Origin of the sequence: Mesorhizobium sp. WSM4308 (assembly GCF_002294905.1) — a bacterium.
Taxonomy (GTDB): Bacteria; Pseudomonadota; Alphaproteobacteria; order Rhizobiales; family Rhizobiaceae; genus Mesorhizobium.
In genome coordinates this window covers 26272-41007 of record NZ_NSFW01000009.1, presented here as the reverse complement: position 1 = coordinate 41007, position 14736 = coordinate 26272, and the positions used below count along the sequence as shown (strand labels likewise).

At 65.2% G+C, this 14736-nt stretch carries 15 protein-coding genes; 7 read left to right on the top strand and 8 right to left on the bottom strand.

The window, feature by feature from the left end; all coding sequences use genetic code 11:
* Nucleotides 1–17: 17 nt before the first annotated feature.
* The 3 genes from CK227_RS17760 to CK227_RS17750 form a co-directional block, all read right to left on the bottom strand.
* Nucleotides 18–1187 carry a PLP-dependent aminotransferase family protein gene (locus CK227_RS17760; protein ID WP_179296481.1) on the bottom strand — a complete coding sequence of 390 codons (1170 nt, stop codon included), beginning with the start codon at nucleotides 1185–1187 and terminating at the stop codon, nucleotides 18–20.
* Nucleotides 1188–1356: 169 nt separating this feature from the next.
* Nucleotides 1357–1809 carry a GNAT family N-acetyltransferase gene (locus CK227_RS17755; protein WP_095773774.1) on the bottom strand — a complete coding sequence of 151 codons (453 nt, stop codon included), beginning with the start codon at nucleotides 1807–1809 and terminating at the stop codon, nucleotides 1357–1359.
* Nucleotides 1810–2033: 224 nt separating this feature from the next.
* Nucleotides 2034–2786 carry a pyridoxamine 5'-phosphate oxidase family protein gene (locus CK227_RS17750; RefSeq protein WP_179295860.1) on the bottom strand — a complete coding sequence of 251 codons (753 nt, stop codon included), beginning with the start codon at nucleotides 2784–2786 and terminating at the stop codon, nucleotides 2034–2036.
* 74 nt (nucleotides 2787–2860) lie between these two features.
* On the opposite strand from CK227_RS17750, the gene CK227_RS17745 reads away from it, so the two are divergent.
* A complete protein-coding gene (locus CK227_RS17745; protein ID WP_245318169.1) occupies nucleotides 2861–4234 on the top strand; it encodes a PLP-dependent aminotransferase family protein in 1374 nt (457 codons plus the stop codon).
* A 4-nt stretch (nucleotides 4235–4238) separates the two neighbouring features.
* Here CK227_RS17745 and CK227_RS17740 read toward each other — a convergent pair whose 3' ends face one another.
* Entirely contained in the window at nucleotides 4239–4697 is a 459-nt protein-coding gene (locus tag CK227_RS17740; RefSeq protein WP_245318168.1) for a hypothetical protein, read from the bottom strand.
* A gap of 141 nt (nucleotides 4698–4838) precedes the next feature.
* Here CK227_RS17740 and CK227_RS17735 point away from each other — a divergent pair, with 141 nt between their 5' ends.
* Nucleotides 4839–5432 (top strand): DUF922 domain-containing protein, encoded by a 594-nt coding sequence (locus CK227_RS17735; RefSeq protein ID WP_245318167.1) that lies wholly within the window; start codon nucleotides 4839–4841, stop codon nucleotides 5430–5432.
* Between the two features lie 6 nt (nucleotides 5433–5438).
* Here CK227_RS17735 and CK227_RS17730 read toward each other — a convergent pair whose 3' ends face one another.
* Entirely contained in the window at nucleotides 5439–5972 is a 534-nt protein-coding gene (locus CK227_RS17730; protein WP_095773771.1) for an alpha/beta hydrolase, read from the bottom strand.
* Between the two features lie 108 nt (nucleotides 5973–6080).
* On the opposite strand from CK227_RS17730, the gene CK227_RS17725 reads away from it, so the two are divergent.
* From CK227_RS17725 to CK227_RS17715, 3 genes are all read left to right on the top strand, one after another.
* On the top strand, nucleotides 6081–6563 hold the full coding sequence (locus tag CK227_RS17725; RefSeq protein ID WP_095774013.1) for an Lrp/AsnC family transcriptional regulator: 483 nt from the start codon (nucleotides 6081–6083) through the stop codon (nucleotides 6561–6563).
* Between the two features lie 67 nt (nucleotides 6564–6630).
* A complete protein-coding gene (locus tag CK227_RS17720; protein WP_095774012.1) occupies nucleotides 6631–7911 on the top strand; it encodes a cytochrome c peroxidase in 1281 nt (426 codons plus the stop codon).
* A gap of 160 nt (nucleotides 7912–8071) precedes the next feature.
* Nucleotides 8072–10507 carry an EAL domain-containing protein gene (locus CK227_RS17715; protein WP_095773770.1) on the top strand — a complete coding sequence of 812 codons (2436 nt, stop codon included), beginning with the start codon at nucleotides 8072–8074 and terminating at the stop codon, nucleotides 10505–10507.
* A gap of 38 nt (nucleotides 10508–10545) precedes the next feature.
* On the opposite strand, the gene add is transcribed toward CK227_RS17715, so the two are convergent.
* Together add and CK227_RS17705 are read right to left on the bottom strand one after the other, a co-directional pair.
* Nucleotides 10546–11538 (bottom strand): adenosine deaminase, encoded by a 993-nt coding sequence (gene add, locus CK227_RS17710; protein WP_095774011.1) that lies wholly within the window; start codon nucleotides 11536–11538, stop codon nucleotides 10546–10548.
* A 168-nt stretch (nucleotides 11539–11706) separates the two neighbouring features.
* Nucleotides 11707–12411, bottom strand: coding sequence for an SDR family oxidoreductase (locus CK227_RS17705; RefSeq protein WP_095773769.1), 705 nt, complete (start codon nucleotides 12409–12411; stop codon nucleotides 11707–11709).
* A 127-nt stretch (nucleotides 12412–12538) separates the two neighbouring features.
* Between CK227_RS17705 and gcvA the strand changes: the two genes are divergently transcribed.
* Together gcvA and CK227_RS17695 are read left to right on the top strand one after the other, a co-directional pair.
* Nucleotides 12539–13438, top strand: coding sequence for a transcriptional regulator GcvA (gene gcvA / locus CK227_RS17700; RefSeq protein WP_095773768.1), 900 nt, complete (start codon nucleotides 12539–12541; stop codon nucleotides 13436–13438).
* Between the two features lie 165 nt (nucleotides 13439–13603).
* A complete protein-coding gene (locus CK227_RS17695) occupies nucleotides 13604–14113 on the top strand; it encodes a DUF2867 domain-containing protein (protein ID WP_095773767.1) in 510 nt (169 codons plus the stop codon).
* An 89-nt stretch (nucleotides 14114–14202) separates the two neighbouring features.
* Here the strand turns inward: CK227_RS17695 and CK227_RS17690 are convergent, their stop codons facing one another.
* Nucleotides 14203–14664: an Lrp/AsnC ligand binding domain-containing protein gene (locus CK227_RS17690; RefSeq protein ID WP_095773766.1), complete on the bottom strand. Its 462-nt coding sequence runs from the start codon at nucleotides 14662–14664 to the stop codon at nucleotides 14203–14205.
* Between the last annotated feature and the right edge of the window lie 72 nt (nucleotides 14665–14736).

Below are 14736 nucleotides of genomic sequence, written 5' to 3'. Positions count from 1 at the left end.
CGCCTTCCGCGACCGGCCTACCGCTTCAGCAGCGCCGCCAGCCGTGGAATGCCCTCGGTCACCGCGCGGCGGTCGGCCAGCGTGAAGGACAGCCGCAGCGTGTTGCGCCCGGTGCCATCGGCGTAAAAAGCGATGCCGGGCACGAAGGCGACGCACGCCTCCTTCACCGACCGCGCCAGGAGTTCGGTGGCATCGGACCCTTCGGGCAATGTCGCCCAGACGAACATGCCGCCTTCCGGACGGCTCCAGGTCACGCCGTCAGGCATGTTGGCTTCGAGCGCGCCGAGCAGGCCGTCGCGGCGCTCGCGATAGGCGCCGATGAGTTTGTCGACCTGGCCGTCGAACACGGATTCGGCGACGCGGTGCATGACCAGCTGGTTGATCGACGGGCTGTGCAGGTCGGAAGCCTGCTTCATCAGCACCAGTTTTTCCACCACATGGCGCGGGGCGCACACCCAGCCAACACGCATGCCCGGCGACAGGATTTTCGAGAACGAGCCGCAATAGAGCGTGCGCGCCTTGTCGATGCCGCCTGCGCGCGCGCAATCGAGCGCCAGGATCGGCGGCACGCCCTCGCCGTCATAGCGCAGGGCGCGATAGGCGGCGTCCTCGATGACGGCGATGTCGAGTTCGCCGGCAAGGTCGAGCACCGCTTCACGCTGCGTCCTGTCCAGCGTGTTGCCGGTCGGGTTGGCGAAGTCGGGCACCAAGTAGGCGAACTTGACCTTGCCGCCATTTGCGGCCGCCGCCGCGCGATAGGCGTCCGGCGTCATGTTGCCGCCTTCCGGCCGCAGCCGATCATAGCGTGGCTCATAGGCGTTGAACGCCTGCAGCGCGCCGAGATAGGTCGGCCATGTCACCAGCGCCGTGTCGCCCGGCGACAGGAACAGCTTGCCCAGATAATCCAGCGCCTGCTGCGAGCCGGAGGTGATGAAGATGTTGGCCTCGTCGCAGGCGACGCCGAGCGTGCCCATCTGCCCGGCGATCCAGCGCCGCAACGGCAGATAACCTTCCGACACCTGGTATTGCAGTGCCGCGCCCGCCTCCGCACCGCCCAGCACCTCGGCATAGGCATCGCGGATGGCCTCGGCCGGAAACAGCGCCGGATCGGGAATGCCGCCGGCGAAGGAGATAATGTCCGGCTGGTCGAGCAGCTTCAGGAGTTCGCGGATTTCGGAGGCCTTCATGCGCGACGAGCGCGAAGCCAACAGGTTCAAAAGGGTCAAGTCACGCCTCCCCAGACGATTTTCATATAGGTCAATGTAGCTGACCTATATCCGCTTTGTCCGGCAATTTGAATAGTGCCTGAAAGCCTTCCGCTATACGCCAGTCGCCGGAGGGGCGGAACGGATGCGCCTAAAGGCTCTTCTTGTAGCCAATATGGCTGCCGGTGAAGCCGAGGTCTTCATAGAAGCGATGCGCGTCCGCCCGCCCCTTGTCGGTGGTCAGTTGCACAAGGCCGCAGCCGCGCGACCGGCATTGATCGATCGCCCATTCGACCATCAGCCGGCCGATGCCACCCGAGCGCCGATGGCCGGCGACCCGAACCGCCTCGATCTGCCCGCGCCAGGCGCCCTTGCGCGACAGCCCGGCAAGGAAGGTGATCTGCAACGTGCCGATCACCTCGGCTCCGTCCACGGCCACCGCCAGCAGCTGGTTGGGATCGGCATCGATGGCAGCAAAAGCATTGAGATAGCCCTGTGCCAGCGGCAACGAGGCATCCTCGCGGGCGGCGCCCAGCGGATCGTCGGCCAGCATGGCGACGATTGCCGGCAGGTCGGAGGCTTGCGCCTTGCGGAAGGTGATCATGGCGCCGGGATAGCGCGAGGCAGTGGTGGCGGCAAGGCTGCTTCTTCCTTCCCCCCTTGTGGGGGAAGGTGGATCGGCGCGCAGCGCCGAGACGGATGAGGGGTGTTCCAGCGGAGTGAGGCGTCGGCACTCCCTGGAACACCCCTCATCCGACCTCGCTTCGCGAGGCCACCTTCTCCCGCAAGGCCACCCTCTCCCGCAAGGGGAGAAGGAAGAGGCGCTAGTTACTCCTCGCCCTCATACACCCTTTGCGCCTTTATCAGCGCCTGATCCAGCCTCTCGCCCTCGGCGTATCCAGCCAGGTTCTGCGGCCGCTCAACTCCGTTCATCAGCCTCGGACACGGCTCGGCCGCGCCGATCACCGTCCGCACCGGGATGACGCCGGCCCACACCGGATGGCCGTAATCCTCCTCGTCGTCACCGACGCCCTTGGCGCGCACCTTGGCCGAAGCCTCCTCGATGCGCATGCCGATGACCATCGTCGCCTTGGCTTCCTGCGCCGAGATCGGCCGCAAGGTTTCGCTGCGGCCGGGATAGAAACGGTCGACGACGCCGGCCAGCGCCTTCATCTTTTCCTCCGGCTCATCGACAATCCGCGCGGTGCCAAAGCACATCGCCGAGCGGTAGTTGGCGGAATGGTTGAAGCCGGTGCGCGCCAGCACCAGCCCGTCGAGATGCGACACGGTGAGACAGGCCGGCGTGCCGCCGCGCAGCTGGCGAAGCATGCGGCTGGCCGATGAGCCGTGCCAGTAGAGCATGTCGCCCTCGCGCCAGTGAATGGTGGGCGTGCAATAGGGCTGGCCGTCGAACGTGTAGGCGACGTGGCAGAGCAGCCCGGCATCCAGCACCGCGAAGACGGCCGCATGGTCGTAGCTGCCGCGCTCATGCAGGCGCTTGACCCGATTGCGGCTGGTGGTCGGAAAGCTGGCGGAGACGTCGTTCACGGCTTGCATCCTCGGCTGTTGTCTGCCAACCATGCGCCATGGCATTGGTCGATAAAAGAACCAATCAGGGAGATAAAATTCAGACCAATCCGCCGGATTGGTCGGCGTTGATCCCGGTCCTGCCGGGCGACGGCCCGCGCAGCCGCGAGCTTTACACCGCACTCAGGCGGCTGATCGAGACCGGCGCGCTGGCCGCCGGCGCCAAGCTGCCGACCACCCGCGACCTTGCGCAACGTTTCGGCCTGTCGCGTTCGGCGGCGGTCGCCTGTTTCGAAATGCTGATCTCGGAAGGCTTTGCCGTGGCCAAGGTCGGCGCCGGCACCTTCGTGGCGCCCGACGTGCCATATCTGCCGACAACGCTGGCCAAGGCGCGCCCGCCAGAGATCGACGCCGCCACTTCGCTGCCTTGCGGCCTTGGCGTGGCGGTGTCCGACCCGCGCACGCTGAACCTGTTCCGCATCCTGCTGTCGCGCCACCTCGCCCGCCCCGGCCCCGAACATTTCCGCTATGGCGATCCGCGCGGCGGCCTTCCGCTGCGCACTGCGATTGCCACTTATCTCAGGACCGCGCGCGGCGTGCGCTGCGACGCCGGCCAGATCCTCCTGACCTCGGGCACGCAGCAGGGGCTCGACCTTCTGGCGCGCGCGGCACTACGCCCCGGCGATGCCGTGTGGCTGGAAAACCCCTGCTATCCCATGGCGCATGCCGTGCTGGCCGGCAGCGGCGCCGGCATCGTCGCCGTGCCGGTCGATGCCGAAGGGCTCGATCCCGAGATCGGCGAACGTCTCTGCCCAAAGGCACGCGCGGCCTATGTCACGCCCTCGCACCAATATCCGCTCGGCGTGACGATGACGATGCGCCGTCGCCTCGCCTTGCTCGACTGGGCGCGGCGCAACGATGCCTGGATCATCGAGGACGACTATGACAGCGAGTTCCGCTATGCCGGCCCGCCGCTGACCTCGCTGCAGGGCATGGATGGCGCGGGCCGCGTCGCCTATCTCGGCACCTTCTCCAAGGTCCTCTTCCCCGGCCTGCGCATCGGCTATGTCGTGGTGCCGGAACCGTTGCTCGATGCCGTGATGGCGATCAGGGCGCGCTCGGACCGTTACCCTTCGACGCTGGCCGAGGGCGCGCTGACCGACCTGTTGAACGAAGGCCACTTCGCCGCGCATCTCAGGCGCGTGCGCCGCCGCGTGCAAGCCGCGCGCGACGTGCTGGTGGCGGGGCTGCAGGCGCATTGCGGCGACAGGCTCGATGTGACGGTGCCCGAACAGGGGCTGCACCTGATGGCGATGCTCAGGGGCAACGGGCCGGACACGGCGATCGTCGAGGCGGCGAAGGCGGTGGGCGTCGGCGCGCGAGCGCTGTCCGCGATGTTCATCGACGGCGCGCCGAAGCATGGCCTGGTGCTGGGCTTTTCCGGGTTTTCGGATGAGGAATTGAGGGGGGCGACGATGCGATTGGGCGGAGTGATGCGGTAACCGCTCAATCCGCATCAGCGGCAGGCTTCGCCTTCCCGCACTGCGCCAGCACCTTGCCGATGGCCCCCTTCGAACCCTTCAGCGGAAAACTGTTCGCGCCATATTTGGCCGAACTGACCGTCACATCCCCCTTCCCCCGCAGCAGATCGAGCAGCGGATCGGCTTTGGCCAGGTCCACCACGAAGTAATTGTACATGGCCTCCAGCTGCAGCGTCCTGGTCACCGTCTTGCCGTCGGCTTTGAAATCGAACGCGCCGCTGAGGCCGGGCTCGAGTTGCTGGCCGCTGGCACCGAGGTCTAAGCTCAGCACCGGCTTGTCGAAACAGGCCAGCATCAGATGCGCGTCGCCTTTTGGTCCGCCGCAGACCGAGGCGGTCAGCACGCTGCCGCCCTCGTCCTCCTCCATCTTCGCGCCCCAGCCGCTGCACGACGCGGCAAAAGCCGGCTGCGCGGCCTGCAGCATAGCCACGGCACCGGCGACGACGAAATATCCAGCTCTCATGAGTTCCCCCTGACAATTGCGGCGTCCGCCGGCAGCATATAGGAAAAGCGAGCCGGTGGCATTGCCCGTTGTGGCAAGGTCGGTCCCGCCTTGGAGAGCGTTGTGTCGAGAGTTCGCCTGTGTCTTCTGCTGGCCGCACTGGTGGCCTTGCCTGTCACCGCCCATGCGCAATGGAAGCCGGTCGAGAAGGTCGAAACCTACGCCATTTCGGGCCAGTCCGGGCCGGAGCTCTATCGCTCGATCGGCGAGAACGGGCCGAATGTCGGCGTCGCCCGCGCCATCGCCCACACCAATTTCAAGCTGACCTGGACCAGGGACTATCAGGCGCGGGCCGGAGCCTGCGTGCTGGTGTCGGCCAAGCCGAAATTGATCATCACCTACACCTTGCCCAGCCCCTCCGCGCCGCTGCCGCCTGCCATCCAGAAGAACTGGGAGGTTTTCCTCGCCGGCGTCAGCGCCCATGAGAAGGTGCATGGCGCCACCATTGTCGACATGGTGCGCAAGATCGAGGCCGCGACCGTCGGCCTGACGGTCGCCGACGACGCCAAATGCAGCAAGATCCGCGCCGAGATGACCAAGCGCCTGTCCGCGCTCTCGCAGGCGCAGCGCCAGGCCAGCCGCGATTTCGACCGTGTCGAACTCGGCCCGGGCGGCAATCTGCAGAAGCTTATCCTTGCCTTGGTGAATGGCGGCTGAGCGCCCTCAAGCCTCGCAAACCAGACCGTCGAGAAGTTTGAGACCTTCCGGCCAGTCGCCCAGGCCGCTTTCGGCATTGATGTGGCCGAGCGGCCCGATCACGGCCAGGCGGCTGCCCCATTGCGTCGCCCGCGCCTCGGCATACTCCTGCGAGCCATAGGGGTCGTTCGTGCTGGTCACCACCAGCGAGGCAAAGCGCAGCCTGCCCTGCGGAATCCGCGCGAAGGCCATGCCATATCCGGGAAAGACCGCCGACGCCGGATCGGGAACGCCGACCAGCAAGGCCGCCTTCACGGGCCTTTGCGAAATCTTCTGCCAATGCGCGACAAGCAGGCAGGACAGGCTGTGCGCGACCAAGACAGGTGGTTCGGGCGCCGCGATCACGGCAGCCTCCAGCGCCGCCAGCCAGTCGGTGAAATCGGGCAGATCCCAGCTTGAGGGCTGGAAGCGCCGCATCGCCGGATCGGCGCGTTCCCAGCGCGATTGCCAATGCGCCGGGCCGGAACCGCCGCTGCCCGGCAGGATGATGAAATACGTCATGTCGCCTTGCTCCTATCGATCGCAGCTGCATGGTGGCGGCTTGCGCTGGCATCGGGAATGGGAAATCATCGGAAAAGTCATATCCTCGCCGATGGATTCAAGGTGACCATGAAGACCAGCGATGAGCGCGCGCCGCTCGACCCGACCGACATCGCCATCATCGAGGCCATGCAGGAGAACGGCCGCATCGGCATATCCGAGCTCGGCCGCCGGGTCGGCCTGTCGCAGCCGGCAACCTCCGAGCGCGTCAAACGGCTGGAGGAGCGCGGCGTCATTGCCGGCTACACCGCGGTGATCGACCCCGCCGCGCTTGGCCTCGGCATGATGGCCATCATCCGCGTGCGCACCACGCATGAACACATCCGCCCCTGCCTGAAGCAGTTCGCCGAAATGCCCGAGATTACCGAGGTGCACCGGCTGACCGGCGAGGACTGCTTCATCCTGAAAGTGGTGGTGCCCTCGCCCGCCCACCTTGAAACCATCGTCGACGCCGTGGCGCGCCATGGCGCCGTCACCACGGCGCTGGTGCTGCGCAGCGAGACGCCAAAGCCGATCGGCCGCGAGCTGATCCGCGCGAACACGGTTTCGTGAGGGCCGAACCAGTCATCAATCCGTTGCAGTGGGAACCTAACTGCTGAGCGAAATGGACCTGGAACTCATGACGACAGGACGAGGCAAACGCCTGATGATCGCGGCCGCGGCCGCATCGTTGTTCGGCCTTGCCATCGCTTTGCCGGCAAGCCTTGTCCGCGCCGGACCAGGCAGCGTCCACCCCGGCCCGCTATCGCGCGCCGACGCCTTCGCCCGAGCCGAGGCGCTGACCGCGCTTGGCCGCAAAATGTTCTTCGATCCCGCTCTCTCAGCCTCCGGCAGGCAGGCCTGCTCGTCTTGCCATGACGCGCACCATGCCTTCGGTCCGGCGTCTGCGGCACCCGTCGAGATGGGCGGTGCAAACCTCGACCGGCCGGGCGTGCGCGCCGTGCCGTCGCTGCGCTATCTCCAGGCGGCGCCAGCCTTCACCGAGCATTTTTACGATTCCGAGGACGAGGGCGACGAGAGCGTCGACAATGGCCCGACCGGCGGCCTGACCTGGGACGGCCGCGCCGACCATGGCAAGGACCAGGCGAAAATCCCCCTGCTCTCGCCCTTCGAGATGGCCAACAAGGATGAGGCCGCCGTCGCCGCGGCCTTGCGTAAGGCCGCCTATGCCGGCGACTTCAAGGCGGCCTTCGGCGACGACGTGTTCGACCGCGCGCGCGATGCCTTCGACGCGGCCGCCGAGGCGCTCGGCACCTTCGAGCAGAGCGCTGCCGATTTCTATCCCTATTCCAGCCGCTACGACGCCTTCCTCGCCGGCAAGGCGCAACTGACAGCGCAGGAATTGCGCGGCCGCGCGCTGTTCGAGGACGAGACCAAAGGCAATTGCGCCAGCTGCCATCTCAGCGAACCGGCCAATGACGGCGAGCCGCCGCAATTCACCGATTTCGGCCTGATCGCCATCGCCGTGCCGCGCAATGCCGCCATTCCGGCCAATGCCGACCCGGCCTATGCCGATCTCGGCCTGTGCGGCCCGCTGCGCACCGACTTCAAGGCGCGGACCGAATATTGCGGCCTGTTCAGGACGCCGACCCTGCGCAACGTCGCGCTGCGCAAGAGTTTCTTCCACAATGGCGCCTTCCACACGCTGCGCGACGCGGTCGCCTTCTACGCCAGCCGCGACACCGATCCCAGCCATTGGTACCCCAGGAATGCCGACGGCACGGTCAGGAAATATGACGATCTGCCAAAGGCTTACTGGGGAAACTTGAATCAGGATCCGCCCTTCGACGGCAAGAAGCCCGGCGACAGACCGGCGCTCCAGGACGCCGAGATCGACGACATCGTCGCCTTCCTGGGCACGCTCACAGACGCCGACCAGCGGGCGGGGCCAGCGAACTGAACCGCCTTGCCCGGTGCCTGTCCGCCGGTGAAAAGAAGGTGCCTCGATCTTGCCGGATTGGACGCGCCGCAATGCCTGGGACCGGTAAAGAAAGACATATCCCATTAGCGCTTCCTAAACCGCCTTGCGGTATTCCTCGTCACTCGATGGTGGGACGCAGATGAACGCATTCAGGCGAGCGGCCGGATTTGTTGTGATCCTGTTGACCGGGGCGGCGACGCTGGCGGCGTTGCACATCGATGCCCAGCGAAACTTCGCGCTGGCCAAGGAGCGCTATGTCGAGAACTCCCAGGCAGCTTCCAGAGCGGCCGCCAAGACCGTCGAAGACGCCTTGCGGGCCGTCTACGAGAATGTGCGCACCCTGAGCTATCTGCCGAGCGTGCGTAACCTCGACCGGCATGGCACGAACCTTGGCGATGAGGGCCGCGCGACGATCCAGCAGATTTACAACAACCTCGCCAACAATGTCTCGATTTCCGAGGTCTACTTCCTGCCGCTGGATTTCGACCCGGACCGCTTCGATACGGTGACCGGCAAGCCCGAGGAGCCGATCCTCCAGTTCGACCAGTTGATCGTGAATGCCAAGGCGAGATCTGATGCCGCTGGCGGCGCCAAACAGGCGAAGCTGGACGAGAATGCCCTGATCCGCCCCCCGGAAGAGGTCGAGACCTATGAATACCATGAGCTGGCCAAACAGCTCGCCTGGCTGAAGACGAACTATCCGAATTCGAGCGCCATCGACGGGTTGAACGTACCGATCATCGGCACGAAGGAGCTCATCACCTGCGACAACACCGATTTCATCCACACCGGCAATGATGCCGACCGCTCAGGCTTCATCCTTTCGGTCCCTGTCTTCGGCCAGGACGGCAGCCTGCGCGGCTCCGTTTCGGCGATCATGCTTACCTCGGCGCTGCGGAAACTATTGCCGGGCAGTGACTATGTCATCGTCAATTCAGGCTACGGCTTTGAATCCGACCAGCACAAGATGTCGACAGCCTTGGCGGCGGATTCCCGTGCCTTCACGGCGGCCGACCCCAATCTGATCTATTCCGAAGTCATCCCGCTCTCGCTCAACGATCCCAGGAGCGCATGGCGTCTTTGGGCCGGGTTCCCCAACAGCCGCTTCGACGACAACCTGGACGTCCAGTCCGTGCGTGAATTCGAGCTGGCCGGTTATGCGGCGGTCGCGGTGGTCACGCTGCTGGCGCTGACCTGCTGGTACGCGATCGGGCGCACGATGACGATGCAGGTCGAGGCCGCCGAGACCCTTGAGCGTCGGGTCGAGCAACGCACCGCCCAGATTCAGCATCTCGCCACGCACGATATTCTCACCGGCCTGCCCAACCGGGGCCTCCTGGCCGACACGATGGACGAGGCATTGCGAAGCCTCAGGGACGACGAGAAGCTGGCCGTCCATTGCGTCGATCTCGACCGTTTCAAGCCGGTCAACGACACGCTCGGCCATCCGGTCGGCGACGAGCTGCTCGGGGCGGTGGCGAAAAGGTTGAAACACCATGCCGGCGAAACCGCCATGGTGGCCAGAATTGGCGGGGACGAGTTCGTCATCCTTCAGCTCCTGCTCGACGGCAACGACGAGGCCGGCGTGCTGGCAAGCCGCGTCATTCATGCCCTGTCCGACGAATTCTCCATCCATGGCCACAAGATCAACATCGGCGGCAGCATCGGCATCGCCGTTTTTCCCGACGACGGGCGAAATTCGGAAACCCTTATCCGCAATGCCGACCTTGCCTTGTACAAGGCCAAGATGGAGGGCCGCGGCACCTGCAGGTCGTTCGAGCCGGGAATGGACGCAAGACTGCAGGAGCGGCGCCAGCTCGAATCCGAACTCGCGCTCGGCGTGAAGAACGAACAGTTCGTCCTGCATTATCAACCGCTGCACGACGCAAAGACCTCGCAGCTCACCGGCTTCGAAGCGCTGGTGCGATGGAACCATCCGCGCCTCGGCCTGCTGGCGCCGTCGGAGTTCGTCCAATTGGCCGAGGAGACAGGCGCCATCGACGCGCTTGGCGAGTGGATCTTGCGGCGTGCCTGCGCCGACGCCGCGAAATGGCCCCAGCCCGTCAAGGTTGCGGTCAATCTTTCGCCGGCCCAGTTCAAACAGCAGGGGCTGTCGCTTCAGGTTGCCGCGGCGCTCGCCGCGTCAGGCCTGCTGCCGTCACGGCTCGAACTGGAGATCACCGAGTCGGTGCTGTTGGCCAACAACGAAAACACTCTGAACACGCTGTACAGCCTGCGCGACCTCGGCATCTCCATCGCCATGGATGATTTCGGCACCGGCTATTCCTCGCTGAGCTATCTCAGGTCGTTCCCGTTCAACCGCATCAAGATCGACCGCAGCTTCGTCAGCCTGATGTGCGAGAGCAATGAAAGCCGGGCGATCGTCAAGGCCGTCGCCGAACTCGGCACCACACTTGGCATGACGACGACCGCCGAAGGCGTCGAGACCGAGGACCAGTACAGGCTGGTCAAGGAGAATGGCTGCACGGATGTCCAGGGCTGGTATTTTGGCCGCCCTATGCCGGTCTCCGAGCTTCATGCGCTTTTCGACCAGCCGGAAGCCCTGACCGCGTAATCTGCCAGACGGCACGATGGCGAAATCGGCAGCGGCCCCTAGCTCCGCCAGGCCGCCAGATCGGTCAGGATCCGCGCCTTGAGCGCCGGGTCGGCATAGCTCGCCTGCACCGATGTCGCGGCGAGCTGGCGGATGGTTTCGTCGTCCCAGGCGAAAGCCTCGGCACAGGCCGCGTAGGAGGCTTCGAGCGTGGTGCCGAGCAGCGACGGATCGTCGGTGTTGATCGAGACCGGGACACCGGCCTTGCGCAAGGCATCGATCGGATGTTGCGCAAGCGACGGATAGACGCCGAGCGCCAGATTGGAGACCGGACAGATGCCCAGCGGAATCTGCCTCTGCGCCAGCAAGTCGATGAGTTCCGGGTCCTCGATCGCCCGCACGCCGTGGTCGATGCGGTCGGCGCCCAGCAGGTCGATGGCGTCGCGAACACCTTCCGGGCCGCTCGACTCGCCGGCATGGACGGTGCGCCGCAAACCCGCCGCGCCGGCCCGGCGAAACGCCTCGGCAAAGCGCGGGCCGGTGCGGCCGGCAGCCGCTTCGTTGCCGTCGATCGACAGGGCGACGACACGCCTGTGCCTGATCCCGCCCAGCAACTCCACCAGCTCGAACGCCTCCGCCGCCGACTGGGTGCGCAGAAGGCTGACGCAAAGCCCGACCGGCGGGTGCCCATCCTGTTCGGCGGCCGCGAAACCCGCGTCGAACGCGTCGATCATCCCCGCAACGTCCTTGTGCCAGTGCGGCCAGTGCGTCGGATTGACGATGACGTCGGCGTAGCGCACGCCGCTTCGGCCCATGCGCTGCGCGAACTTGTAGGCCGTGGTGGCGAGCTGCTCGCGCGTACGAAAAGTCCCGCACAACCAGTCGAGCATCTCGAGGAAGCTCTTGAGATCATGGGCTTCGAAAAGCCTGTCGCGCGGCGCCCGCAGCGGAATGCCGGCTTGCTGGCAGTTCCTGATCACATCGTCGGCCTCGAAACAGCCCTCGATGTGGATGTGCACCTCGGCTTTCGGCAATCCGATGAAGTCGGTCAATGGCGCCTCCCCCTCTTGGCCGGAATCATCAAACCATGAAACGGCTGGTGCCGGCTTCAAGAAATGATTGAAAGAATTGCGCATCGGCCGCGAGAATGGCAGCGCCTCCCCGAACCTCGTTCCTCGCCCACTTCCCTGGAGGCGAGGAACCCATGCCCGGTCGACGCCTCACAGCGCCCGGATAACACCGCCATCGACGCGGATGTTCTGGCCGGTGATATAGCCCGCCCCCTCGGACGCCAGGAACGCAATCGTCGCGGCGACCTCCTCCATCGTGCCGTAGCGCTGCATCGGCACGTTGTCGCGGCGCTCTTCGACGGTCGGCAGGCTGTCGATCCAGCCGGGCAGCACATTGTTCATGCGCACATTGTCTGATGCATAAGTGTTGGCGAAGATCTTGGTGTAGGCGGTCACACCGGCGCGGAACACGGCCGAAGTCGGGAACATCGCGTTCGGCTCGGCGACCCAGGCCGTCGAGATGTTGATGATGGCGCCGCCCTTCTGCTTGACCATTTGCGGCGCCACGATGCGCACCGGCCGGATGACGTTCATCAGATAGACGTCCATGCCGGTGCGCCACTGCTCGTCCGTGATCTCCAGGATCGGCGCGCGCGGCCCGTGGCCGCCGCTGTTGACCAGCACGTCGATGCGGCCAAAATGCTCCAGCGTCAGGTCGACGAGGCGCTGCAGGTCGTCATTCGACTGGTTGGAGCCGGTGACGCCGAGCCCGCCCAACTCGTTGGCCAGCGCCTCGCCCTTGCCCGAGGACGACAGGATGGCGACCTTGAACCCATCCGCCGCCAGGCGCTTGGCCGCCGCCGCCCCCATGCCGCTGCCGCCGGCCACGACAACAGCCACTTTTTCTACACTCATTGGATTTTCCTCTCAGGGTTGGCGGGCACCGCAACCGGTGTTTTCGGGATTTGAACGGTGATATAGCTGGTTCTGCCGCTCGGTTCGAACCAGAATGCCTGAAATCAACCAGTAGAAAAACTCCTGCATGCCTGAAGCCTTCCTGAGCCTGCCGCCGCTGAATGCGTTGCGCGCCTTCGAGGCATCGGCGCGCCATCTCAACTTCCGCGTCGCCGCCGAGGAGTTGAACGTGACCCAAGGCGCGGTGGCCCAGCACATTCGCGGCCTGGAGACCCATCTCGGCACGAAACTGTTCGAGCGGCTGCCGCGCGGCCTGGCGCTGACCGATCAGGGCCGCGCCTATGTGCCCAACATCCGCCGCGCCTTCGACCTGATCTCGGAGGCAACCTTGCTGCTGCGTCCCGCGCCGGCACGCCTGACGATCAGCGTGACGCCGAGTTTCGCCACCAAATGGCTGATCCCAAGGCTGCAGGATTTCATGGCCGACAATCCGCTGGTCGACCTGCGTGTGCTGGCCAGCGAGAGCCTGTCGAGTTTCCAGGCCGACGGCGTCGACATCGCCGTGCGGCAAGGCCGCCCGCCTTTCGGCGCCGGCTTGATCGTCGACCTGTTGTTTCCCCAGCAGATCATCGCAATCTGCAGCCCGGCCCTGCTGCCGGCCGGCGCAGCCGAAATCGCCGCGGCCGAAATCCAGCATCACGTCCTGCTGCACGACGCGCACAATCTGTGGCCCGAATTCATGGAAAAGGCAGTCGGCCTGAAGATGACGGCCGAGCTCAAGCGCATGCGCTTCAACCAGACCAGCCTCGCCATCGACGCGGCCATCGCCGGCCAGGGCATAGCACTGGCCAGCCGCTTCCTCGTCGCCGCCGACCTCGCCGCCGGCCGCCTGGTCCAGCCGGTCAGCTGCGAAATGCGCGGCACGCAGGATTTTCATGTCGTGATGCCGCGAAAGCAGCGCCACCCCGAACCGACACAGGCCGTGCGGCAATGGCTGCTGGACGCGGGGGAACGGCCGCCGGTCTAGGGCGTGTACTCACTTAGCAGCTTGCCGACCGCGGAAGAGCGGACGTTGCCCGAGGTCGCGGAAGGGTCAACAGCAGAAGTTCCTTGATACGTTTGATGGAGAGCCCGTTCGTGCTATTGCAGTGCACCACCTCTTCGCTTCCATTCAGTCCGGGGCGGACCATCCATGACACGCGTTGCTCGAGTCGATTTGCCGCAACATTCCGCGCTTAGGCCGCTCTATGCCGAGGCAGGCTTCGCTGACGCATTCGCGATCGATCTGCCGAGCCATGCGACGGGCGACGCCGAACGCCTCGCCGCCCATATGCTGATGGGTCAGGCGCGGTGGGTTGGCTGGCTGATAGCTCTCAGGGACACCTTGGTTGCGGGGTTTGGTCTTAAGACATCGTCTGAGTTGCGCGATGACGTTGCTACCGACAGGATTGATTTCTTTCGGGTCTACGATCGGCGGCGTCATGAGATTATTCTTGGCGAGGACGATCGCCATCTCGACTTCCGTTTGTCCGTCTTGGTTGAAGAGTCCGCTTTGTGCCGCCGGCTTGTCGCCACAACGGTCGTGACCTTCAATCATTTGGGAGGGCGGGCCTATATCGCGGGAATTGCGCCTTTCCATCGCCTGATCGTAAAATCGTCCTTGCGTCGAGCCGAGCGATCGGGCTGGCCAGCCGAGCTGTGAGGTCGCGCCGCCGGCCGGACCAGATTCGCTACGTCTGCTTTCGGGCGTATGGCGTCCAGGCTACGGTTCGGCGCCAATAAGTCCACGTCCTAGATCGGCAGCAACGCGTCCGGCTTCACATTGGCGATCGAGGCGTAGGTGTGCGTCTCCCTGACGCCGGGCAGCGGCAGGATCACCCGCTGCAGGAAATCCTGGAACATCGCCATGTCGGCGATGCGCGCCTTGACCAGATAATCGAAGCCGCCGACCACCATTTGGCATTCGATGATCTCGGGCGCCCGCATGACCGCCTCGGCGAAACGGTCGAAGACATGCGGCGCCGTATGATCGAGCCGCACCTCGATGAAGACGAGTTGTGCCTGCCCGATCCGGGCCGGGTCGAGAACGGCCCGCACCGCCCGGATGAAGCCTTCGGCGAACAGCCGCTTGATGCGTTGCGCCGCCCCGGTCGGCGACAGGGCGACGCGGCGGGCCAGATCGAGCGTCGTGCGACGGCCATCCTCCTGCAGCAAGCGCAACAGCGAGCGGTCGATGCGGTCGAGATCGTCCATTTGAATTCACACTTTCTGACCACAGATAGCGCGATTATCACGCAAAAATCGCGAAAACAGCATATTTCATCG

Coding starts and splice junctions, on each gene's coding strand:
- CK227_RS17760 (WP_179296481.1), bottom strand. CDS start 1,187: ATGAAGGCCTCCGAAATCCGCGAACTCCTGAAGCTGCTCGACCAGCCG.
- CK227_RS17755 (WP_095773774.1), bottom strand. CDS start 1,809: ATGATCACCTTCCGCAAGGCGCAAGCCTCCGACCTGCCGGCAATCGTC.
- CK227_RS17750 (WP_179295860.1), bottom strand. CDS start 2,786: ATGGTTGGCAGACAACAGCCGAGGATGCAAGCCGTGAACGACGTCTCC.
- CK227_RS17740 (WP_245318168.1), bottom strand. CDS start 4,697: ATGCTGCAGGCCGCGCAGCCGGCTTTTGCCGCGTCGTGCAGCGGCTGG.
- CK227_RS17730 (WP_095773771.1), bottom strand. CDS start 5,972: ATGACGTATTTCATCATCCTGCCGGGCAGCGGCGGTTCCGGCCCGGCG.
- CK227_RS17725 (WP_095774013.1), top strand. CDS start 6,081: ATGAAGACCAGCGATGAGCGCGCGCCGCTCGACCCGACCGACATCGCC.
- CK227_RS17720 (WP_095774012.1), top strand. CDS start 6,631: ATGACGACAGGACGAGGCAAACGCCTGATGATCGCGGCCGCGGCCGCA.
- CK227_RS17715 (WP_095773770.1), top strand. CDS start 8,072: ATGAACGCATTCAGGCGAGCGGCCGGATTTGTTGTGATCCTGTTGACC.
- CK227_RS17705 (WP_095773769.1), bottom strand. CDS start 12,411: ATGAGTGTAGAAAAAGTGGCTGTTGTCGTGGCCGGCGGCAGCGGCATG.
- gcvA (WP_095773768.1), top strand. CDS start 12,539: ATGCCTGAAGCCTTCCTGAGCCTGCCGCCGCTGAATGCGTTGCGCGCC.
- CK227_RS17695 (WP_095773767.1), top strand. CDS start 13,604: ATGACACGCGTTGCTCGAGTCGATTTGCCGCAACATTCCGCGCTTAGG.
- CK227_RS17690 (WP_095773766.1), bottom strand. CDS start 14,664: ATGGACGATCTCGACCGCATCGACCGCTCGCTGTTGCGCTTGCTGCAG.